At 60.4% G+C, this 21,477-nt stretch carries 16 protein-coding genes and 3 pseudogenes; 10 read left to right on the top strand and 9 right to left on the bottom strand.

Translation table 11 applies throughout. The features are described from left to right. Nucleotide 1: 1 nt before the first annotated feature. From BCEP18194_RS01290 to BCEP18194_RS01300, 3 genes are all read right to left on the bottom strand, one after another. Nucleotides 2–1,708 carry a DUF1302 domain-containing protein gene (locus BCEP18194_RS01290; protein ID WP_011349473.1) on the bottom strand — a complete coding sequence of 569 codons (1,707 nt, stop codon included), beginning with the start codon at nt 1,706–1,708 and terminating at the stop codon, nt 2–4. Nucleotides 1,709–1,724: 16 nt separating this feature from the next. Then, nucleotides 1,725–3,044, bottom strand: a complete 1,320-nt coding sequence (locus BCEP18194_RS01295) for a DUF1329 domain-containing protein (RefSeq protein ID WP_208860689.1) — start codon at nt 3,042–3,044, stop codon at nt 1,725–1,727. 404 nt (nt 3,045–3,448) lie between these two features. Then, nucleotides 3,449–4,429, bottom strand: coding sequence for a branched-chain amino acid--2-keto-4-methylthiobutyrate aminotransferase (locus BCEP18194_RS01300; RefSeq protein ID WP_011349475.1), 981 nt, complete (start codon nt 4,427–4,429; stop codon nt 3,449–3,451). A gap of 565 nt (nt 4,430–4,994) precedes the next feature. On the opposite strand from BCEP18194_RS01300, the gene BCEP18194_RS01305 reads away from it, so the two are divergent. Beyond that, nucleotides 4,995–6,455, top strand: a complete 1,461-nt coding sequence (locus tag BCEP18194_RS01305) for an aldehyde dehydrogenase family protein (protein WP_011349476.1) — start codon at nt 4,995–4,997, stop codon at nt 6,453–6,455. A gap of 142 nt (nt 6,456–6,597) precedes the next feature. Here BCEP18194_RS01305 and BCEP18194_RS01310 read toward each other — a convergent pair whose 3' ends face one another. Together BCEP18194_RS01310 and BCEP18194_RS01315 are read right to left on the bottom strand one after the other, a co-directional pair. Continuing rightward, complete coding sequence (locus BCEP18194_RS01310) at nt 6,598–7,197, bottom strand: TetR/AcrR family transcriptional regulator (protein ID WP_011349477.1); 600 nt, start codon at nt 7,195–7,197, stop codon at nt 6,598–6,600. Nucleotides 7,198–7,782: 585 nt separating this feature from the next. Beyond that, nucleotides 7,783–8,412, bottom strand: coding sequence for a TetR/AcrR family transcriptional regulator (locus BCEP18194_RS01315; RefSeq protein ID WP_011349478.1), 630 nt, complete (start codon nt 8,410–8,412; stop codon nt 7,783–7,785). Nucleotides 8,413–9,193: 781 nt separating this feature from the next. Here BCEP18194_RS01315 and BCEP18194_RS01320 point away from each other — a divergent pair. The 4 genes from BCEP18194_RS01320 (at nt 9,194) to BCEP18194_RS01335 (ending at nt 13,239) form a co-directional block, all read left to right on the top strand. Then, a complete protein-coding gene (locus BCEP18194_RS01320; protein ID WP_157687088.1) occupies nt 9,194–10,051 on the top strand; it encodes an NAD(P)-dependent oxidoreductase in 858 nt (285 codons plus the stop codon). 20 nt (nt 10,052–10,071) lie between these two features. Then, on the top strand, nt 10,072–10,950 hold the full coding sequence (locus BCEP18194_RS01325; protein WP_011349481.1) for a phytanoyl-CoA dioxygenase family protein: 879 nt from the start codon (nt 10,072–10,074) through the stop codon (nt 10,948–10,950). A 245-nt stretch (nt 10,951–11,195) separates the two neighbouring features. Beyond that, nucleotides 11,196–12,344: an MFS transporter gene (locus tag BCEP18194_RS01330; protein ID WP_041492412.1), complete on the top strand. Its 1,149-nt coding sequence runs from the start codon at nt 11,196–11,198 to the stop codon at nt 12,342–12,344. A 205-nt stretch (nt 12,345–12,549) separates the two neighbouring features. After that, nucleotides 12,550–13,239 (top strand): hypothetical protein, encoded by a 690-nt coding sequence (locus tag BCEP18194_RS01335; protein ID WP_011349483.1) that lies wholly within the window; start codon nt 12,550–12,552, stop codon nt 13,237–13,239. A gap of 612 nt (nt 13,240–13,851) precedes the next feature. Here the strand turns inward: BCEP18194_RS01335 and BCEP18194_RS01340 are convergent. Then, complete coding sequence (locus BCEP18194_RS01340; protein ID WP_011349484.1) at nt 13,852–14,757, bottom strand: NAD(P)-dependent oxidoreductase; 906 nt, start codon at nt 14,755–14,757, stop codon at nt 13,852–13,854. 553 nt (nt 14,758–15,310) lie between these two features. After that, a complete protein-coding gene (locus BCEP18194_RS01345) occupies nt 15,311–16,579 on the bottom strand; it encodes an aminotransferase class III-fold pyridoxal phosphate-dependent enzyme (protein ID WP_011349485.1) in 1,269 nt (422 codons plus the stop codon). Nucleotides 16,580–16,983: 404 nt separating this feature from the next. Between BCEP18194_RS01345 and BCEP18194_RS01350 the strand changes: the two genes are divergently transcribed. Beyond that, entirely contained in the window at nt 16,984–17,334 is a 351-nt protein-coding gene (locus tag BCEP18194_RS01350; protein WP_157687089.1) for a hypothetical protein, read from the top strand. 205 nt (nt 17,335–17,539) lie between these two features. On the opposite strand, the pseudogene BCEP18194_RS41970 reads toward BCEP18194_RS01350, so the two are convergent. After that, a pseudogene (locus tag BCEP18194_RS41970) lies at nt 17,540–17,762 on the bottom strand (3-hydroxyacyl-CoA dehydrogenase); the annotation flags it as partial. A gap of 106 nt (nt 17,763–17,868) precedes the next feature. Next, a complete protein-coding gene (locus BCEP18194_RS01355) occupies nt 17,869–18,744 on the bottom strand; it encodes a phytanoyl-CoA dioxygenase family protein (protein WP_011349487.1) in 876 nt (291 codons plus the stop codon). Between the two features lie 909 nt (nt 18,745–19,653). Between BCEP18194_RS01355 and BCEP18194_RS01360 the strand changes: the two genes are divergently transcribed. The 4 genes and pseudogenes from BCEP18194_RS01360 to BCEP18194_RS41575 form a co-directional block, all read left to right on the top strand. Then, entirely contained in the window at nt 19,654–20,166 is a 513-nt protein-coding gene (locus BCEP18194_RS01360) for a low affinity iron permease family protein (RefSeq protein WP_011349488.1), read from the top strand. 514 nt (nt 20,167–20,680) lie between these two features. Next, on the top strand, nt 20,681–20,827 hold the full coding sequence (locus BCEP18194_RS39040) for a DUF3096 domain-containing protein (RefSeq protein WP_081436544.1): 147 nt from the start codon (nt 20,681–20,683) through the stop codon (nt 20,825–20,827). A gap of 199 nt (nt 20,828–21,026) precedes the next feature. Continuing rightward, a pseudogene (locus BCEP18194_RS41975) lies at nt 21,027–21,134 on the top strand (entericidin A/B family lipoprotein); the annotation flags it as partial. 2 nt (nt 21,135–21,136) lie between these two features. After that, a pseudogene (locus BCEP18194_RS41575) lies at nt 21,137–21,340 on the top strand (porin); the annotation flags it as partial. Nucleotides 21,341–21,477: the final 137 nt, after the last annotated feature.

Genomic DNA, 21,477 nt, shown 5'->3' on the forward strand with positions numbered 1-21,477 from the left:
CTCAGAAATTTCGAGATGCGACGATTGCCACGAAGTCTCGATCACGTAGCGGGTTGGCCAGCGGGTTGGTCGGGCCCATGAAGCGCGTGTAGTTCAATGCGACCTGCCAGTTCGCCGGGTTCTGTATGAAATTCACATACAGGTTCATCGCCGTCACGCCGCGCATGAACTGGGCATTCACGTTCGGCGTATTGCCGAAGAGGCCGTAGCGGACGTAAATCCCCGGATTGACCTGCCACCCGGGAATGACCGTGCCGTCGTAAACCCAGTTGAAATCGACGTCGATCCCGCCGGAGTATTTCGTTCCCTGCGCACTACCCGGCGAGTTGAGTGCGCCGGTCGCGAACAGGTCATTGAACTCATTCCCCCACAGAAGCGCACCCGGAGAAATCGGCGACCCGCCATAGCTCTTGTGAAGCCCGGGATACGCAATGATCACCGTCTCGGTCGTCAGGGTGGCGGTCTGGGCGCCGAGCAGCTTGAGGAATGCACCGGAATTGCCCGGCTGGAGCGAGTAGAGGGTCGTCAGGTGCCACTGGAATCGCTTCTCGTCGACCCAGCAGTTCCCCCCTTGCGCGACGCATCCACTGGCCGGATTCAGCGGAACGGCGTCTCGCGGACGGTACGAGAGCTCGGTGCCGATCGCCCAGTCGCCAACCGGGAAGTTGGCGCTGACACCGATCATGTGACGGTCTTCCGGAAACCGGAAGATCGTCCCGCCCGTCGAACTCAGCGACACTTGCGGGAACTTGTCGTGGTACGCGATCGTGTAGAAACCGAGATTCAGGTCCGTTCCCGCGGGCTGGTAGCGAATGGAAAAACCATACTGCCCGCCGTTCTTCGGATGGACGGTCGAGACGCCATACGCGTTGTTGCCGGGCCCGACGATCTGATTCGACCAATAGCTGCCAACCGGGGGCAGGTAATTCTGGTTCCAGTTGCTCTGGATGTACCCTTCGACGTTCACGCCGTGACCCACGCCGGACGCGACGCTCAGGATCGGTGCAGGCAGGATGAATTCCTTGACCTGCGCGCCGGGTTGGGACGCGCGATTCACGTCGATCGCATTCGTCGCATTGACCCCGCCAACTTCCCAGATGCTTTCGCCCCAGCTGACGACCTGGTTACCCACGCGGATGCGCGCAATCTGGTCGCCGACGTTGAACTGCTTGCTGACCCACAGGTCGAGCAAGCGCGGCTTGAAGCGGATGTTCTTCTCGGCGTCGGACGAGAGCCCGCCGTTCAGGCTGGGTGGCGGGTTATAGAAAAGGTTCTGCCCGCTGGTGGCACCTGTGGTGTGGGTGCCGGAGTAGTCGTATTGCCAGGTGCCACGTGCCATGAACGTGAGCCCCTGCGACGGCATCTTCAGGAGCAGCTCGTGGCTGCCCTTGAGATAGCTCGTGAACGGATCGCCCTTGCCGTAGTTGATGTCGCCCTGGTCGGAAAGGCCGCTCAATTGACCGAGTCGGCCACCACCGGTCTGCGCACCGGTGGCCGCATTGTAGGTCGGCGAGACGAGATTGCTGCTCGGCGAGGCAGTGCGAATGCCGACGCCCGCCGATACCGTCGAATCGAAACTGCCTTCGACATTCCCGATCGTGAACGTGAAGGCGTGCGCGCTGCCGCACCCGAGGGCGACAAGCGCCGAGATCGCCGCGCGCACGAAGACCACGCTGGATCGGGGCTGTAATGAGGTGGTGGTAGCCATTTTGTTTCGGCCCCTGTCAACGCTCGCTCAACGCACGGAGATTGTCGGCGTTATAGAAGCTCGGCTTGTAGTGTTGATCCGCCGACGAATCGACCGACCACTTCGCGTCCCGTCCGGCCGCGAGCATCGAACCGTCCACGAGGTACCGGCCATCGACGAGGTTGTATTGAGCGAATGCGAGCGTGTCGCAGCTCCCCGTCTCATACACCGGGATGACGTAACCCTCGCGCACCTTCGAGATGTTGCCCTGCGCGTCGTAGTCCACCGCGCCGAGGTAGTTCCAGCTGTCTTCGTCGACGTAGAAGAGGCGCTTGGGCGCGGTATGGCGCATCCCCTGCTTGACCGTCGCTTCCACGACCCACACGCGATGGAGTTCGTAGCGACGCTTCGCCGGATTCACGAAGTCGGGGCCGTAGGCATCTTCAAATTTGTCCGAGAAGTCGTACATGCCCAGGTCGTTGTACGTCACGATCATTTCCTTCTTGCCGAGCAGCTTCCAGGAGAAGCGGTCCGTCTGTCCGGAGAAGACCAGCGCTTCATCCATGTTGTACTGGTTGTCGAAGCCGATCTGCGGTGCATCGTATGCATACGACGGCATGCGACGGGTGCGGCGCTGGCCCGGGAAGTAGTAGAAGACTTCGGTCGGCTTGCCGGCGTAGGTCGTAAAGATCGCGGCTTGGCCGGCAATGGCCGCCGGGGACTTGTACGCGTAGTAGGCGTTGCCTTCGACCTGATTGACCTTCGCGAACGTCGTGCCGGCCTTGTCACCCCACGGCTGGTAGATCCACGCGTCGGACACGTTCTTGATCCAGTCGGACGCGCCCTTGCGCGGGGAGACGACGGTGATGATGTCGCGCATCTCGACGCCGGCGCCGCGGTAGTGCAGCTTCGCGTTCCACATCACTTCCGCGCCGGTCTTGGGCGCAGGGAAGGGGTAGCCGGGAAGATGGGCATCGGAGAGTTCCGATCCGTCCGCGTTCATCTTGGCGAAGCCCGCGTTGTTCTTCGTGTTCTCTGCGACGAAATCGGGAACGCCGCACGTGCGCCGGGACGGATAGACCGGCATCGTGAAGCCCTTCAGGTTCTTCAGCAGTGCAATCTGGCCCGGGTTGAGCTTGTCCGCGTACTTGTCGACGTTGCTGGCGTCGATCGTGTACAGCGGCTTGTCGGACTTGTACTTGAAGAAATCCGCGCGGCGCTTGCCGTAACTCCATCCCGAGCCGACGTTGCCCACAGGTGTCCATGCGGGAATGCCGCTCGCGGTGCCGGCGATTTCGGCGCCCGACGGCGTATGAGATGCATCCGTCCCTTCCGCAAGCGCACCGGTCAAAGACATCGCGACTGCGGAAGCGATGACGGACAATTTCGCTGCCGATCGGATGAGCGAAGCAGATTTCTTGAAAGCATGAGTCTTGACCACGGCTATCTCCTTGACCTTGACCAGGTGACGTGCGCCCGCCAAAGGGTTGTGCATAGTGAATACGGATGAAGGTACCGATAGTCCTGTCCGTTTGTTAGCTATGCGAAATGAATTGGGGTGTGCTTGTACTTTGTTTTGTTGAATCACCGAACTCCAGGTCATCGCTATGACGTAGAAGTTCGTATTGCCCGGCACCTGTGTGGGGCGCCGGACGGTTCGTCAATGCATGCAGCTATTGGGCGCCCACCAGGGCCGGATGCGGCTTGTTCGACCGGATCGGCTTCGTACGCGCCACTTGTGAACGGCTTCTGGCTTCCGGCTTATGCCGGGACCGACGAGAAGTATTCAGCCGGCTGCGCGTGCCATCCTGCCCAGCGCTTCTCCCAGTAGAGGTTGTGAATCTTCTCGGAGATCGGGCCGGGGCCGTTGCGGTTGCCGAGCGGCTGATCGTCGATTGCGCTGACGGGCATGATCCCGCCTGCCGACGACGAGGTGAATGCTTCGTCAGCCTCGCGCAGCTGGGTCGCGGTGTACTTGCCGATGTTCACCTTGATGCCGAGCTCGGCGGCGATATCGAAGACGCTCTGGCGCGTGATGCCCAGCAGGCAGCCTTCGGCGGGCGTATAGAGCTCCCCGTTCTTGGCGAAAAACACGTTCGCACCGGCTGCTTCGGTGAGGTTGTCGCTTTCGTCGACGAGAACCGCCCAGTCCTTCTCCTGCGTCATGGCTTCGAACAGCGCGAGCTTCATGTCCATCCAGTGGAAGTTCTTGGCCGTGGGATCGACCGCCTTCGCGGAAATGCGGTTGTACAGCTTGCTGATCAGCAGGTTCGAGCCTCGCGTGCGGACCTCGTCGTCAGCCTGGAAGAAGAACGGCACGGCAAACGCGAACATCGCGTTCTTCATGGCGCCGCGGTCGCGGCGATCGACGCTCAGCGGGCCGCGGGTGACGCACCACCAGACGTACGCGTCCTTCAGGCCGGCGTTGCGCACGAGGTTGTGGAGAATCTCCTTGACCTGGTCGCGATTGAACGGATTCTCAAGGAAGAACTTCGCCGACGACTCTTCCATGCGCGTGAGGTGATCGTCGAGCCGGAAGAAGTTGCCCCGCGAGACGGTGACGACATCGTAGGCCGCGTCGGCATGCAGGAATCCTGCGTCGACGAGCGGGACGGTCGCTTCGGTGATGGGGACGTAGTTGCCGTCACAGAAGGCGCTGCCATCTTCGTAGCGGGGTTCATGCGGAGCGCGAGCATGCAGCGGGTTCTCGTGCATGATCTGCTGGACTTGAATGATTGCCATGGTAATTGCCTTTCGCTCCCGAGGGAGAGTTGTCGTTCGATGTTGACGTCAAAAGCGACCGGATCGCGGTGCGCTTCTTTGCGGATTGCTTACTGCCTGGCTATCCGGCGTGAAGTCTGCCATATGACTTGATCAAATGACCGTGTAGTAGAAAGTATTGCTCGAAAAATTCCTTGTCGATGAAGGTTAACCCTCTGTGATGCCTGCCTGGATACTTGAGTGGCGAGCAGACCTTTGCTTGCCGGCCGCGATGGTCGAATGTCCATTTCGGCAGACCAATCCGATCCGCTTGAGAACAGCGGTTTCGGCGTATCGCGAGCTTCGCTGGAAGTCGCTTGGTGGTCTCGTCCTCATCGTCATCCAGTCACACCCACTGCAGATCCTTTGCAACAGCGCGGCTGATCGTTCCCTGAAGCGTCGTACTTTGGAGAGCCGGTGGCAATACTGATTATTACTGAGTCGCCTGACTTGGCCAAATGATCAAAAAAGACGATAGTATGGGCATTCACGGGCGATCCGGCAGGCTGAGGGTTCGCCCCGATACCAACTGACATGGAGCGAGCAGATGCCGATTTTCGAAGCAGAACATCTCCGCAAGGCGTTCATAGGCGGCCGTTGGGTAGCGCCTGCGAACGGCGGCGTAGAGCACGACATCATCAATCCGGCGACGGGCGAAGTCTCCGGCGTGTTGCTGTTCTCCGACGAGGCCGATGTGAACCTGGCCGCGGAGGCGGCGCGCGACGCCTTCGCGGCATTCTCGAACACGCCCCTCGTCGAGCGGCTCAAGCTGCTCGAGCGCGTGATCGGTGCATACACCGAACGGTTGCAGGATATGGCCGACGCCATCACGCTCGAGATGGGCGCACCGATGGACGCTATCTCTCGCCCGCTTCAGGCGGCGCTGGGGCTCTGGCACCTCCATACGACCCTGGAAGTCGCGAAGCAGTATCCGTTTGAACGAACCCAGGGCACGTCGCGGATCGTCAAGGAGCCTGTGGGGGTGTGCGGGTTGATTACGCCCTGGAACTGGCCGATGAACCAGGTCATGTGCAAGGTGGCGCCGGCGCTGGTGGCGGGTTGCACGATCGTGTTGAAGCCCAGTCAGAATGCGCCGTACTCGGCCATCGTCCTCGCCGAGATCCTTGAGAAGGCCGGCGTCCCTCCCGGCGTATTCAATCTCGTGCAGGGCGCCGGGCAGCGCCTGGGCCGGGCCATTGCGTCCAGCCCGCTCTTCGACATGGTGTCGCTGACGGGTTCGACGAGCGCTGGCGTGGAGGTCGCTCAGGCCGCCGCGACGACGATCAAGCGGGTGACGCTGGAGCTGGGCGGCAAGTCGGCGAACATCATTCTGGATAGCGAAAACTTTCAGCAGGGCGTCACGCACGGGGTGCTCCAGATGATGGCCAATTCCGGCCAGACCTGCACCGCGCCGTCGCGCATGCTGGTGCCGGCACATCGGCTCGAGGAGGCGGAGCAGATCGCAGTCGCTGCGTGCGGGCAGGTCGTCGTCGGGGATCCGCGCGATCCGGGTACGACCATGGGGCCGATGGCGAACCAGCGCCAGCATCAAAAGGTGCAGGAGATGATCCGGGTGGGAATCGACGAGGGCGCGATGCTCCTGTCGGGCGGGCTCGGCAATCCCTCCGGGCTTGAACGCGGCTACTACGTCAAGCCGACGGTGTTCAGCCGCGTGAACAATCGCATGAAGATCGCAACCGAGGAGATTTTCGGCCCCGTATTGGTGATCATCCCCTATCGGGATGAATCGGACGCCGTCACCATCGCCAACGACTCGCCGTATGGATTGTCCGGCTACGTCTATGGAGACTCGATCGAACAGGCGGAGCGCGTCGCCAGAAAATTGCGGACCGGGATGGTGCATTTGAACGGCGCGGCCGTCGATATCGCGGCGCCGTTCGGTGGGTACAAGCAATCCGGCAACGGACGAGAGTGGGGCTACGCCGGTATCGAGGAGTTCCTGGAGACGAAGTCGATGTTCGGCGCGACGCCGGGCGCCGTCAGCTAGCGGGAATCGACGACGGGCGTCCGACAGGATGCGGACGTCCGTCTACGGGAAGGTGGCAAGATCGGAGCGTGCGATGAGGCGGAGCGCTGACGGGTGCTGTCGGGCTGCCGGCTATGGGTGCAATGATGCGCTGCGCCGACGCTCAAGCCTGTACCGTCGAGCTCGAGAGGGAGGTGGCAAACGCCTCCAGCGCTGAACTTGCATGATCCAGGTTCGCCCTGAGCTGGTGGATATTCGTGTCCCCTTGCCAACTATTCAGCAATCCGTCGATCAGGATGATGCTCATTCTGGCGACGGATTCGATCGCGCCATGGTTGACCTGTGGCGCGCACTTGCCGAGGTAAGCGATCGTTCGCTCGAGCGTCTGGACATAGGTTTTCAACGCGAAATCGGGGCGATGACGCTCGGCCCACTGGATCAGTTCAGACTGTGCTCGGGCGTACGACGGATGCTGCACGAGCCATTCGACCATTTTGCGCAACTGCCATCCGGCGAGTTCGCCGAAAGAGCGAAATTCGCTGTCAGCGGGGGCGTTCATCGCGAGAAGATCGAACAGGGATTCGTAAACGGCGTCGAACAGATCGTCCTTGGTATGGAATACATAATGCAGGGATGCCAGAGGGCAACCTGCGGCTTCAGCGATTCGCCGCGTGGTGGCTCCAGCGACGCCGTGCGCGGCGATGACTTCAACGGCAGCGTCAACAAAATCTTGTCGCCGCAACGCAGCGCGAACTCTTGTCATTGATAAACTCCGGTACCCGAAAATCCTCTTCCGCTCACGTGATACACAGGTGTAGTGTCTATCCGTGATACATGGTCAAACGACCATAACGCTCGTGAATTATGTCGGCTTCTTGAAAGTTTGTCCATGAATGGGCCGGGCCACGGGTGCCCTGGATATTCAGTTCGCTTGCGTGAGCTGACTTTGGAAAATATGATCGTGTGACTTGGTCAGTTGATCGGTCAACCTTAAGCAGACAAAGAGGCGCTGTCGATGGAGGTAAACCCGTGAGCGCGAGAGCGGCAACGTAAGGCCGAGGGCCGCCTGCCGGAGCGTCAGGTTTCCATGCAAATGGAAACGGGCTGCCTGGTTGCAGCCCGTGCGGATTTTCGGCGGTGCCCATCACCTCGCGTTGCACGTGCGCGGTTGGACGCGCGCAACGGTTCCTGAAAGCGCCTTCGAGCAACGCTTGCGAGTAGGGCGGCGCATGGGACGAAATTGCAAACGTCCTGCGCCGCGCACCGTGCGGTCATTTTGAAGAGACGACGCGACACTGCCACCGTGAGGGCACCGGGGAGCCAGTGCCTCGGTGCAGGTGGCAGCAGCTTACTGCTTTCGTACCGACTTGCGAGGGGTTTTGGCGGCCGGGCGAGCGTCCAGAAGTGTCGTCGCGTAGGCGGCCAGCATCTTGCTGGCGTGATCGACATCGACGGCCAGACGCTTCGAATCTTCCTGGGCAAACCACGAGAAAAGCAGTCCGTCGACCAGGGCGATGCTCAGCCGCGCGATGGCATCCAGCGCCTTGGCATCCGCGCGAGGTTCGGCGGAGGCCAGCATGGCGCGGGCACCTTCCTGGGATATGCGAAGGGCGCCAATGGCCATGTCGGGCTGATGCCTGAGCGCCCACGTATACAACTCGGATTGAGTCTTCGCGTATGCCGGGTTTGCTTCGAACCAGGCCATCACGGAGCGCAGGTTGAACTCCGCCAGGTCCGCCAGGGTGCCGTGCTCCGGCGCCTCCGGGCTATCCGAGCGGATCAGGTCGATCAAGGACTCGTAGACCGCGAATAACAGCTCGTCCTTTGAGTGAAAGACGTAGTGCAGGGAAGCCAGTGGGCACCCTGCGGCCTCGGCGATGCGGCGGGTCGTGGCACCCTTCACACCGTGCTCTGCAATCACCGCGACAGTCGCCGCTACGAGGTCCTGGCGGCGGACTTCAGCCCGTACTCTCTGCATTGGCCAGAGCTCCGTTTTATGTCTTCGTCCAAAGGTGCTACCCGTGCAGGGTAGTCGAATCCTCGGATATTAGCATGACGGTGGACGGCATTTTGCAAGCAACGCAAGGCGTTGTCCTGCACGGATGTCGAGCCGCCGTGGCGGCGCGGGAAAAGTCGTTCGCAGGGACGTGCCGCGCATGATCGCAGCACCGGAGCATCGCGGTGCCCGGCAAACATCGCGAAGCCGATGCGGCTCGGCAGCATGCTTCGGGAACCAGGGGCGCACGCATTCATCGGGCATCGGCCCGGCTCATCAAGCGGTGCTCCGTTTGTCCAGCGGCATTTGCGTTCCGGTTTCGATGCTGCTGTCTCGGGAGATACGCAGATGCGGTGACCGACGTGCGCCGGCGAAGAGGGCAGCCACGCGCGGCGCGGAATGGGCGCAACTGCGTTGGCTTGTACGGTGGCGTCATGAGGTGGCTAATGGAAACTCCGTATTCCAAATGTCCTGTCGAGGCATAAGATTCGTGCCTGTAGATACGTGGTCATTTGATCAAGTCAACTTGTCTGCACCGCTGACGTGACTTTGGGTATTACTTGGTGCAGCGAAATCCCCGCTCCGGGGCATGTGTTTCGCCACCGGGCGCGTCAGCCGCAATGCAGGGAAGGACGATCACTTGAATCGGGTTGGCATGTGCATTGCTTTGTAGTCATATGACCAAGTCTAATGATCTTTCCGGTTGGCTTGAGCGATGAATCTCTCTTGGTGGTGTGGTCAACGACAACGATAGGGAATGCGAATGAGCAATTTGATTGCTGTCCTGGGCCTGGGGGCGATGGGGTCTGCAATTGCCACCTCCCTGATTGCGGAGGGCGAGAAGGTCGTCGTCTGGAACAGAAAAGCGGAGAAGGCGCAGCGCCTGCATGAACTGGGAGCACGCGTTGCCGATAGCGCCACGGCAGCCTGCGATCAGGCAGACGTCATCGTGGTCGTGACCGCGACACCGATCGATCTCGCGGCGGACTTCGAGGCGCTGGGCGAGCGGATGAAAGGGAAAACGGTGGTCAATCTGGCAACGGGGCGCCCATCGGAGGTCCAGGTACTGGATCAAATCGTGAGGGGTGCCGGCGCAAAATTCATCAGCGGAACAATCCAGTGCTTCCCGCCCGATATCGGCCGTGAGAGCGCCGTCTTCCTTTTGGGGGGCGACGAGAAGATCTGGAACGAAGTTGAGCCTCTGCTTCGAAAGATTGCGCCGCAATCCACCTACGTCAGTGCCAGACCGGATGTGCCGAACGTGCTCGATGCCGGTCTGACGGGCACCTTCGTTTTCGGCGCTGGCGCAGCCTTCCTGGAAGGTCTCAGGTTCGTAGTGAATTCAGGCATTTCGATCGACGAGATTCGCGACCTGATCCCAACCTATATCGCCGGTCAGACCCACTTCATCGAAGGTCTGTTCGAATCCGTGGCGGCTTCAGACTATCAACCACGAGGCGCAGATCTGGACATCTACGCGCGAGCGACCGGACTGTTTCAGCAAGCGCAGGAAGATATCGGGCAGCCGCCACGAATCCTGAAGGCGCTACGCGAGCGAATCCTGGCATCCATTGCAGAAGGCAGTGGTGACCGAGGATACGCTGCACTTTTCAATCATTGACACCTGTTGGAGGAATCACCATGTCGTTGCAACGCCTTTCAAGCGATAGCACTCCTGAAGATCTGGCGAACGCAGTTCGGCAGGACGGTGGGGCGATCGTCAAGAACTTTCTCGGTTCCGACTTGCTCGCGCAGATTCAGCGGACGCTCTTTGACACGCTCCAGTCCGCTCCGAACGGAGTAGACGATTACTTCGCCGGTACACAGACGCGTCGGGTCTCGCGCCTCTTTGCGCGTACCGACTGGATGGCCGAGGTTGCGTTGCATCCGCTCTATCTGGGCGCGGCGCGCAACATCCTGCAGACGCCGATCAAGATCTGGAGCGGCGAAAACCAGATCGACATCGCTCCCGATATTCAGGTAGGGGTGACACAAGCCATTCAGATCCTGCCGGGTCAAGGCCTTCAGCCGTTGCATCGTGACGATTCCGTATGGCTTTGGCGGCACCCGAACTATGGGCGCGAGGCCCGGTTCCAGGTCATGGTGGCGGTATCCGACTTTACGGCAGAAAACGGCGCCACGCTTGTCATCCCGGGTAGCCACAAGTGGGACGACGAGCGTAGCCCCAAGCAGGAGGAGGCCGTTTCCGCGGAAATGTCCGCCGGCGATGCGCTGTTCTTTATCGGCTCCACCTATCACGGGGGCGGAAAGAACACCAGCGATGCACCGCGCACCGGCCTGACGATGTCGTATGACCTGGCCATCCTCCGGCAGGAAGAAAACCAGTACCTCACGCTGCCGATCGAACGCGTGAAGCGCTATCCGGAAGAACTGCAGCGCTTGCTCGGCTGGACGTACGGCACGACTTTTGCGGGCTTCGTCGAGCGTAACGGTCAAATGTCGGATCCGAACGACCTGTTGAAAATGAAGGACTTCCTCGAGGTCGGGCATTTCGATTAACGGACGGGAGGTGTGATGGGATCCTGGCTCGGCTTCCACAGGGAAATCGGGGGATTCCATCACCTGAGGGCATCGTAGTCGGTCGACGGGATGCTATAGGTCGATGAAGCGCGAGCAGTTGTGAAATTGCGATTTTTCGGTTGGATGAAGCAGTCTTCGAAACAGTGCCTGTATGGATGCGAGCAAGAGGGCGATTCGATGCCTCGTCGCGATTTCGCATTCGTGCAAACGACAAGGAGTCGATCGTGAATTACGAAATCAAGGGAATCCGAAAAATCGCGCTGCTTTATACAGGAGCCGTGGTCTGGACGCCTACTTACCTGCTTCCGTTCAACATCGAAGAATCGATGGCCCGGTTCGGACTGTCGGAAAGCACCGCTGGATGGCTCGCGTCCGCGGTGCTGCTCTGTCTTGCGCTTTCCATCATCATTTTCGGTCGTCACATGGCGACGTTGAACAAGAGAACGGGGGCGCTCGCTGCGGCAGCGCTTGCCGTTCTGTCGACGTGTGCGATGTTCTCGCATAATTTTTATGTGTTCGTCGCCGCGAAACTGGTTCTCGGCGCTGCCTTGGGTGTCAGCTGTGTTTGCGCGTACGGGGTAATTGCACACGTCAAGCACCCGGAGAAGGTTGCGGCTCAAGTCGCTGTGGCGATGGCCATCATATTTTCCTGTGCGATGTACGTCGTCCCGATCGTGAACGTGAAGATAGGCAATATCGGTGTGGATGCCGTCCAGCTCGCCGTTGTCGTGGCGGCTCTGTTTTTCGGCGCGTTCATGCATCCTGCCGTCAACGCTAGCGAGGAAAATGTCGCGAAGGACGCCATCAAATCCAGTGACGTCCGAGGGATTCTGCTCAGCGCATTCTTCATCTACGTGTCGCAGACGGCCCTCATGGGCTTCGCCGCAGAGGTCGCGGCAACCCGAGGTGTTGAAGCGGAGCAACTCGGCATTCTGTTCATGGTCAATGCGGCCTTCCAGTTGCCGGTGGGGGTAGCGGTCAACTGGCTGGGCGATCGTTTTGGTCTGTTCAAGCCGATCGCCTTTGGACTCGCGCTGTTGATCGCATGCAGCCTGGGCATGTATTGCGTGGGCGGCAGGTGGGCGTTTCTCGTGGCAACGGCGCTCGTCAGTGCCGGTGCGACGCTGATTGCCCCTTATATGGTGGGGGCACTTTCACAAATGGATACCAGCGGAAGAAGCACCGCGACCTGTGCATCGGCAATCAATCTTGGCCTGGCGGTAGGCCCCGCGATCGCCGGCATGGTGTTCACCGTGGCCGGCTTGCGTGCGGTCGGCTGGCTGTCCGTCGGGTTGCTCGTGGTGCCGATCTTTCTGACCAGCGTGGCGATCCGTCAGTTCAAGTCGCGACATTCCGAGGCAGTTATCGCCTGAAGCGTGAGGCGAAGCGATCGCCTTGCCGCACGAACGCGCCCCGGCCCTTATGGATGCTCGGGGCGGCGTCGGCCGCGTGACATGCCAGTGCGAAACCAATCTATGCCGGGAGCGCCTTCTCGCGTCGAGAGATGATGCAAAGATGAGTATTGATGCTGGCAAGCGCGATGGTTACTCAAATTCTTGACGATCATTGGAATGTGTCATGGAACTCAAATATTATCTTTATTGTCTTGCCGATCTTGCGTTGATAACGACTTCACTCGTCTACGGCGTGAAGCTTCTCAAGCGACGCAACGGCCTCCTCGGATTCGAGTGGCTGGTGACGACGTTCTCGGCATCGAATTTGATGCTCAACGCGTTGACGGGCGAGCACGTCTTTCTCAGTGTCTCGCTTTTTTGCGATGCATTTTCCAGAGGGTTCGGCGTACCTGTCATCACCATCGTCGGCATGATGGCTGTTACGCATCGACATAAACCGTCGCTTTTCACTGATGTCTTGTATGTGGTGGGTGCACTGGCGGGAACCGTCGTTGTGTGGACTGCCGACTTCATGGTCGGACCCAAACCGTATTTCTATCTGGTGATGTGGTCCTTGTTCTCGGTATATCTCGTTTACGTCGTCGGGAAGCTGCTGCGAATTGGCGACAAGCGCAACGCAGTGAGTGTGATCGTGGCACTGGTCGCCACGCAGATTATTGCGAGCACCTACGACTTCTACCATATACCCGGTGACCATGATCACATGATCTTTTATATCTTCGCGTTGCTTTCCTGGTCTTACCTGTCCGTCTCACTGTATTACGCCTATTGTGCGCTGGAGCGCGCGCAGGAAAAAGCAACGAACTTCAATCGACGCTACACCCTTGGCAGCCTGGAACGAAATCCGCAGTGATTGCCGCGCGCCCGCCGGAATGCCGTTGGATCTTCATGCGGGAAAATGGAGCTGGCAACTTCAATCGTGAGCTTTCCCGCCGTGGAGGGGGCGCCACTTGATCGCGAGCAATGTCTTGCAACCCACGCCTCGCTCGTACGGGTGGCGTGGGGCGAATTTGGCCTGCAGTCGGTGGAGGTTCTGTTTCCGGCGTCAGGTCTGCAGCCCTTTGGCTGCGTAACGGTACGACCGTTTCTCTCTCGCCCAGGCATGACAAGCCGGCCTCGGTCGATTCTCGCTGCGACTGCCTGGGCGATCAACGGACGAGCTTAGAGAACCGGACGCGCCGCGATCGAGCTCGGTGGCGTACCCGGCGCGGTTTTGACGTTTCAGCACGAACTCGAGCAGTTACCGAGGGGCGCTGTCCGGCTCGCCGTCAGCCGTCGCCGCACGTTGCGTACACACGAGACCCGCACAGCCGCGATCGAGCGCGAGCACGCTATCGAAATCAGTTGCGCGCGCTCGCCTTCGGTCGTCCGATCGTCATGCTGACGTCTCCCGTTCCGTTGGCGTCAACATGCGACGTGAATATGGGGCCGTTAAGAGCGGAACGGGATACGGGTCGGGTTGTCTCTAACCCCGGTTCGCGAGCGGCTTCCTGAAGCATTCAAACACGGCGGCCAGCTCATGTTGACCGTGGCCCTTGGCGACGGCCTGCTGGAGTCGCGCCAGGACTTCTTGCGGGTAGCTGCTGTCCGTGCCACTTTCCTGGCTGTACGCTACAAGCTGTCCGATACCCGCGGCCCAACTGTCCAGGGTGGCCTGCGATCCCGAGTAGTTTCCTTTCTTGATCATCTGTACGCACGTCTGAAGCGTATCCTCAACGAAGGGGCGACGTGCCAAGGCAAGCGACAAGTAGGTGTCGAGGGAGATGCCTTCGGCGTCACACACGGCGGCGCCGTAGAGAAACCCGAGCGCGGCCCCCAGGGAGAACGAACCCACTACAGCGCCGTCGAGAATGGCGGCATTCCCGAATCGCTCTCCAACGAACAACGCATGCCCACTCAGGTTCGCCAGGGTAGGTCGCAGGGCTTCGAAGGTCGAACGCGAGCCGGCATAGAGAATCGATCCGTCCGACGTGCCGATATCCTTGGGGTAGCAGCCGATGGTGCCGTCCAGGTAAGCCACGTCGTGTTCCCTGGCCCACTCCGAAGCCTCTCGTGCGTCCTCCGGTGTGCCCGTCGTGAGCTGGATGATCGTTTTGCCTTTGAGACGGGCCGCGACGTCCGGCGTGCGCAGCAACGAATCGGATGCGCCATAGTCGAGCACGCAAACGACCACGACCTGACTCGCATCGATCGCCTCCGCGGCTGAGTGTGCGACCTGGGCGCCAACCTCGCCAAGCGCCGCAGACTTGCTCGCCGTGCGGTTCCAGACGGTGACGCGATGATCGGCGGCAAGCAATGCCTCGGCCAGGGCCGCTCCCATTGCGCCGAGACCAATGACGGATATTGCCTGCGCCGTTACGGTATTTGCCATCACAAACCTCCTTCGAATCGGGTATATGAAACTTCAGAAGAGGACTCGCTTCGCTCAGCGAGGAACAGGGGTACCCGCCGTCGACCGCCACCGATCGCATGTGGCAGGAACCTGTCGTTGCACTTTATGGTTGCCCGGCCGCCGCGTCGGGATGCGCTCGATCGGCACCCTGCCGTAGCCGGTCTCCCGCACCGAATCGGTCATCGCGGAGCCGATGAAGCGTGGTTCGATCGCGTTGGCGGATGCGGTAGATCCTGGACGGTTTCACGCAAGAGGCGCCGGCCATCGACGTCGGGCAACAATGAATCAAACCGCGACGAATGCTTGAACCTGCATGGGTTCGAGACGCCGGCCTGAAGCCAGGGCGATCGTCGAGGCGTGGTCCCTGAATTGCGTATAACGATAGTTGTCCTGGCTTTTATAAAAATGACGTGGCACCAGCCGAGTTCGCTCGTCGGCTGGTGCCTGGGTCGGGTCCGGCAGGATCCGAAACGCTGTAACGCTCGCTCCAGATCTGGCGTGGAAAACCCACGCTGATCAAGAGCATCCGGCATTAACGCTGCACGGTGTCCAGAATATCCAGGCGGCTCACTGCAACCGCCTTCTGCTTGATCGCGCCAAATGCCACTTCGGTCGCCTCGAGCGTACGTGCGATGTCGTCGTCGGTGTGGCTCGCCGTGAAGAACATGTTGTGCCACGGGTGAAGATAGGCGCCATTCTTGATGACTTCCGAAGCCCACGCCCGGCCGCGCGACACGAGCTCGTCGTCACCCGCGAAAAGCATCTGCGGCATGACGCTCGGCCCGGTCTGCTTGAGTTCGAAGCCATGCCGCTCGGCTTGTTCCGCGATGCCGGCGCGCAGCTTGTCCGCCAACCGCTTGGTATGTTCGAGGTAGTCCGTTTCTCGTACCAGGCGCAGCGTTTCGATCGCCGCGGCCATCGGCACAGCCGAGAGCCAGTAGGAGCCCGTGACGAAAACGTTCGTCGCAGCCTCTCGTGCCTTGTCGGAACCGAGAACCGCAGCGATCGCATAGCCGCCGCCGATCGCCTTGCCCCAGCAACTGAGGTCCGGGTGCACGCCCCAGTCCGACCATGAACAGTCACGCGACAGGCGCAGCCCCGTGCGGACCTCGTCGACGACCAGAAGCGCTTCCTGCTCGTCCGCGAGGCGACGGCACTCCTTCGCGTATTCGATCGACGGGAAGAACTGGTCGTAGAGCACTTCGTGCCGGAACGGCGTAGCGTAGATGGCCGCTACGTCACCGTCGACGCTCTTGACGGCGGCATTGAGGCTCTCGATATCGTTGTACTCGAAGTAGACGATGTGAGCCCGGTCTTCCTTGGTAATCCCCGTCGTATAGGGCACGTTCCACGGGGACGCCCCATGATACGTGCCGCGCGCAACGAGAATCTTGCGCTTCTCGCGATAGGCGCGCGAGATCACCATGGCCATCGACGTGGCGTCCGAGCCGTTCTTGCAGAACATCGCCCAATCGGCGTGACTGACCTGCTGGGTGAGCGCCTCGGCAAGCTGAACCATCACCTCGCTGGGGCCCGTCGCCGTGTCGATCTTCTGCAACTGGAGGGCGGCGGCCTGCTCGATCCGCTCGTTGCCGTAGCCGAACAGGTTCGTGCCGTAGCCACACACGTAGTCGATGTACTTGTTGCCGTCGACGTCCCAGAGATGGGTACCTTTCGCTTTTGCAAAGTACAGCGGGAAATCTTCCGTCAAATACTTGACGCTCTGGTGACCGTACATCCCGCCCGGGATGACCTTCTCGGCTCTTGCGAACCATTCGTTCTTCTTTGCCAGCCTGTCCATGCTCGACTCCTTGTGAAAAATTCGTTCTCGGAACGTCAGACCCGATATCAAGTCTTTTGACTGAGTCAAGTGACCAAATATTCGAACCCCGGAATTTTGGGGAGTGCTGCTTCCGAAATCTCGCGTCTCGTCGTTGGATCGACGCGCCGTCTGGCCTGGTGTCGCGAATGCAGCTTCGCTGCGTCACGCGCGTGGGCGTCTGTCGTCGCTTCATGCGAATTGGTCATTTGACCAAGTCTAGTGTCTACAAATGTCGTCCCGACGGAAATTGGCGTTTTCCACTAGCCCCGCACAGCAATGGATTTGCGTCGTGCTCGGCATGCCACGGTGATGGGGGAAGAGGCGAGTTGCACAACGGCAGTTGGCTGGCGTGCGCTGAGCGGCGGCGATACCTGATCCGCGTGATGGAAATCCCCGCTCAACGTTTCGAGCAGGGATGCAGGGTGATCAAGGTGGGGATGCGCGCTGAGGGGGCGGCGGTGTACTTCCGCCGGAAGGTTTCGCTGCGGGAGATTGTGGTACGTACGGGCGTGTTCAGAAGCCCGGTCCATGCATGGCAGGGGCAGACTGATCCGCGCAGGCGGAAGTATCCGAAGCGCGCGGGCTCGCGAGTCATCGACACATGGCCCGGTAAACTGTCGGGCCGATTCGAGACCGAAAGCCGCCGACCGAAGCGCGGGCAATGCACGACGCGGATCATGTTCGACACGATCCGCGCGCAAGGCTACGCCGGCATCTTCGATCGTTCCTGGTAGCGCCTATTGGGACGAGTCGTAGTGCTCAATGTGGTACAGAACCATGAATCCCGGGCTTAATACCAGAAGGATCCCGGCAACGAGAGAGATTGCGACAAATAAACGCTTCACCATGATCACGCTCCTGAGTGGGATGAGGTGCAATAGAAAGTCGATTCTTGGGGGCCATACGCGGAACGGCACGCAATCCCCGCATTCGATTGGCGGTCACCGAGGCGCTGTCCGCGATCGCTTCGCTACCGGCGGCGACGATTTCGTTGACGACCTGCTGGGCGGCCGTGGCGGAGCCGCCTCTGCCTTTCACGTCGCTGCCCAGATCGTTGACGACAACCTTTGCCCCAGCCGGGCAGCAACAGCGCATGCTCGCGCCCGAGACCGGTGCCTGCGCCGGTCCCGATCGCCACGCGATTTGTCAGGTCGAGCGTCATGGGGTGCCTCGCTGGTGGCGATCCCGTCGTGGCCCGCGCATGTGCGTCAGGCAATTCGCGGAGGGGGATCACCCCTCCCGGACCGATGCAGGCGTCTGTTCGTGGCTCAGAGGCCGAGGTGCGTTGCGATATCGTCGTAGTCGACTTGCCACAGGCCCGGCGTGCCAGCCGGATATTGCGAGCGGAAGCCGATGATTCGCTGAACGCGTTTCGACAGGCGTCGCACGGTGTCCATGTCGACGATGAAGGGATACGCTTCCTCCGGCGTCAGGTAGGACGGCTGCATCGGAATCGTGAGCCCGCGTCGGCGTTCGTTCTGCGTCACGTTCGCGCCGCCACCGTGGATCACCTTTCCGCTGAACAGCAACGCGTCGCCGGCGTCCATCTCGGCGGCAATGGTCATGTCGGGCGTGCCCTTGCTGTCGAAGTAGTCCTCGTCCCAGTTCTGGCTCCCCGGAATGATCCGGGTGGCGCCGTTTTCCTCGGTGAAGCGCGTCAGCGCAATCATGAGGTTGGTGAACACCGTAGGCCCGTTGATTCCGAGCGCGCACAGGGGCGGGAAATTGCCGACATCGCGATGCAGCATCTGTGCCGTGTTGCCCGGGCCGATGTCGATGACCTGCGCGGTCGAAAGCCACCAGTCTCCGGACTCTTCACGGTAGAGCACCTCGCCGAGTTCATGAAAGAGTTCGTCGTCCAGCACGTCGCCAAAAGTCTTGCTGTGCGTGACCATGTTCGTCAGGCGCTTGGTATAGGTGCCGTGGAATTCCTTGATCAGTTCGTTTTCGTGCGACGACCCCTCGCGCAGCCGTTCGAGCGGAGCATCGACCTCGCGGTTGATGTTCGCGACCTGCTCCTGGGTCAGATAATTCTTGATCCGGACGCCGCCGTATTGATTCATGAGCGAAACGATCTCCTGCGCGCTGGTCTGCTTGGAGACGGTGGGGAGGGAGTCCTGAATGTTCTGAATATTTGCGTTCATGTTTGCCTCAAAGTTGTGTGGACGGTTAGATCAGATGCGACGTCTCGTTCTGATTCGAGTGGCGATACAGGCATCAAGTTGAATATTTGACTGAGTCATATGACCATATAAACTTTCACTTTCCACCATACGTTCCTTTCACGCCCGTTGACGGAACCTGCACGTTCCTCCCGACGTTGTCGCGACCTCCGGGTGATCCAGTGCCCGTTTCCAGAAGCGACAGACATTGAGCATTCGCTCGGGTTTCCGGCGATCTGACGTATTCGCGACAAATCAGGTCAAATGACCAAGTCGTATGATCGAGAAAGTTAACATGGCGTTTTTCGACGGTCGATCATGGTTAACCCGTCGCTTTCGAATGGTGTAGTCAATGAACGGAGAGCGGTCGTTCCGGCGTGGATGCGAAAGTTGTAGTCACGCCTGACACAGCGTGACGAGACGCGCTCCGGGATCGAATAGCCACACCTGTAGCGACGATCTGCGGCGGTTTAAGTCTTGCATTCGGGTTTGCGCGCATGGCCCTGGAGTCGCGGGAGCGGCCGTCGGTCTAGTTGCCTGACGTGCGCCACTCCTGTACCGAATCGAACGCGCGCCGTTGATGATGGGCTCGAACTCGCTGGGCGGGAACGCTATGGTCACAAATATCGGGAACAAGCCGGATTTGACTTATGCCGATGGTCGCGAGGCTCAGTCGGCGTGATACCCGATTTCAAAAAAGTCATCGGTACTGCCTGGAGTGGACATTTTTGGAAGCGGTTCATGGTGTTGCTTTGATGTCTTCTGCAAAAGAGATGTGGCGCAGACCAGGCGATCGGGCATGCAAGCTGCTCGCTCGTCGGAAGCGCCCGCGTACGGGGCTCCCGTGCCATTGCGTGCGCCACGATCGACATCCTTCTCCGGGAGGCGCCCATGCGCGAAGCGAACCATCCATCCCGCGCCCGGCCGGGCACGCGCGACCGGGCCTCGGCCGATCCACGGGCGGTCATGGTCAGGCATCCCGTCACGCGCGCGTTCGAACGATTCGCGTCGCACGTGACCGTGTGGGCCGGCTCGCCGATCGCGTTCGGCAGTGCGGTGGCCCTGACGGTGCTGTGGCTCGTCACCGGGCCGTTTTTCCACTATTCGGACGCATGGCAACTCGTCATCAATACCGGGACGACGATCATCACGTTCCTGATGGTGTTCCTGCTGCAGCGCAACCAGAATCGCGACAGCGTCGCGATGCACCTGAAGCTGGATGAACTCGTCGCCGTCACGCACGCGGCAAGCGACCGGCTGATCGGGATCGAGGACGCGTCGGAGGAGGAATTGCGCGCGATGGCCCAGACCTACCTCGACCTGGCGAAGCGGGTGGCTGCCCGGGACGACAAACAGGACGACGGTCGCGATCGCAAGCAGGCCGACCATTCGTCGAAATCCTGACGGGCGGCAGCGCGACGGCGCAACGACCGGCACGCGATCCGCGAACGATTTTTCAAGCGCTTGTCAATTCTGTCCCGGCGCCGCGGCGGGTTGCGGCTTCTGCACGATGACGCGCCGTGAGATGTGCGAACGCCATTGCCCGACGGCCTGCAAGCATTTTTTACCGGCGCTCGCATGCTGCGCCGGGAACGGAAATCGCTCCGAAAGTGAATGCTGCACGACAGATATTCGTCATTCAGATCGCCCGCGTGGGTAACGAACCTTCCGTATGTGCGGGAGATCGCGTGCGACGACGAAGCACAACTCGATGCAGTGCGGTCCGTGGACGCCGGCAGTGCGGTTGCCTGGCACCCGGAGATCCGTCGTCGGCACGATTCGGTCACGCGCTTGTCTCTCGCCGGGTGACCGGATGCCGATGGGCGGCAAGCGCGCTTTCAAGCGACATCGTTTCCGGTGTTTCAGGAGAGGCGCTTCATTCAGCGATTTCGCGATCCATTGTCAAGAGGGCAACGCCATGCACGCATTCACGAACTTGAGCCCATTGGTCTCGTTGATCGCCGGCATTCTCATTCTGGTGGTACCGCGCCTGCTGAACTACATCGTTGCAATCTACTTGATCGTCATCGGATTGCTCGGACTTTTCGGCGGACATTTCCACTGATGCGCCGCGCCGGAATCTAGAGATGTTCGACGCGTACCTCGACTGAATCGCTGGGCACCGTCAATCGCGTGCGGCCAAGCAGTGCGTCTGCGGGCGCGGCTTCGTCCGGGTTCAACGGCTTCACCTTGTTGAACGTGACGGAAAAGTATTCCGGCGTGACAGTGGCCGATGCGTAAGGAGTGAGGGCGCCGGGGCTCCTCTTGTTGCCGGCACTGCCGTGCTCGCCGGCTGCGAGACGGTGGCGGGCGCAGGCCAGGACATTGCCATGGGCGGCCGGGCGATCAAGCACGAGGCGTATGAAGCCAGATCAGCAGCAGCACGCACTGGAATCAGTTCGGCGTGCAAGCCGACTACTTCCTGTCGAAGCGTACGGACGTCTATGCTCAGATGGTGTACCAGCGTGGTACGAAGGGCGCCGGTTTGGGGGCATCGATCTACAACGGCGATATCAACGCGTTCCCGAGCTCGAAGGTCAGCCAGACTGCGGCGACGGTTGGCCTGCGTCACAGCTTCCAAGCGTCACAGGTGTCGTCCTGCATTGGCGGAACAAACGGGCTCGATTCGCGTTTTGACGGAAGCCACGAGCAACATCTCCGAACTTCGACACCGATGATCCGTGTTTCGGTTCGAGTACGGCATCGACAGGGCCC

This window comes from Burkholderia lata, assembly GCF_000012945.1.
GTDB classification, from domain to species: domain Bacteria; phylum Pseudomonadota; class Gammaproteobacteria; order Burkholderiales; family Burkholderiaceae; genus Burkholderia; species Burkholderia lata.

Excerpts from the sequence above, each read along its gene's own strand:
- BCEP18194_RS01360 (WP_011349488.1), top strand. The coding sequence starts at position 19,654 with ATGCGCGAAGCGAACCATCCATCCCGCGCCCGGCCGGGCACGCGCGAC.
- BCEP18194_RS01305 (WP_011349476.1), top strand. The coding sequence starts at position 4,995 with ATGCCGATTTTCGAAGCAGAACATCTCCGCAAGGCGTTCATAGGCGGC.
- BCEP18194_RS01290 (WP_011349473.1), bottom strand. The coding sequence starts at position 1,708 with ATGGCTACCACCACCTCATTACAGCCCCGATCCAGCGTGGTCTTCGTG.
- BCEP18194_RS01335 (WP_011349483.1), top strand. The coding sequence starts at position 12,550 with ATGGAACTCAAATATTATCTTTATTGTCTTGCCGATCTTGCGTTGATA.
- BCEP18194_RS01310 (WP_011349477.1), bottom strand. The coding sequence starts at position 7,197 with ATGACAAGAGTTCGCGCTGCGTTGCGGCGACAAGATTTTGTTGACGCT.
- BCEP18194_RS01340 (WP_011349484.1), bottom strand. The coding sequence starts at position 14,757 with ATGGCAAATACCGTAACGGCGCAGGCAATATCCGTCATTGGTCTCGGC.
- BCEP18194_RS39040 (WP_081436544.1), top strand. The coding sequence starts at position 20,681 with ATGCACGCATTCACGAACTTGAGCCCATTGGTCTCGTTGATCGCCGGC.
- BCEP18194_RS01320 (WP_157687088.1), top strand. The coding sequence starts at position 9,194 with ATGAGCAATTTGATTGCTGTCCTGGGCCTGGGGGCGATGGGGTCTGCA.
- BCEP18194_RS01350 (WP_157687089.1), top strand. The coding sequence starts at position 16,984 with ATGGAAATCCCCGCTCAACGTTTCGAGCAGGGATGCAGGGTGATCAAG.
- BCEP18194_RS01325 (WP_011349481.1), top strand. The coding sequence starts at position 10,072 with ATGTCGTTGCAACGCCTTTCAAGCGATAGCACTCCTGAAGATCTGGCG.
- BCEP18194_RS01345 (WP_011349485.1), bottom strand. The coding sequence starts at position 16,579 with ATGGACAGGCTGGCAAAGAAGAACGAATGGTTCGCAAGAGCCGAGAAG.
- BCEP18194_RS01300 (WP_011349475.1), bottom strand. The coding sequence starts at position 4,429 with ATGGCAATCATTCAAGTCCAGCAGATCATGCACGAGAACCCGCTGCAT.
- BCEP18194_RS01315 (WP_011349478.1), bottom strand. The coding sequence starts at position 8,412 with ATGCAGAGAGTACGGGCTGAAGTCCGCCGCCAGGACCTCGTAGCGGCG.
- BCEP18194_RS01295 (WP_208860689.1), bottom strand. The coding sequence starts at position 3,044 with ATGTCTTTGACCGGTGCGCTTGCGGAAGGGACGGATGCATCTCATACG.
- BCEP18194_RS01355 (WP_011349487.1), bottom strand. The coding sequence starts at position 18,744 with ATGAACGCAAATATTCAGAACATTCAGGACTCCCTCCCCACCGTCTCC.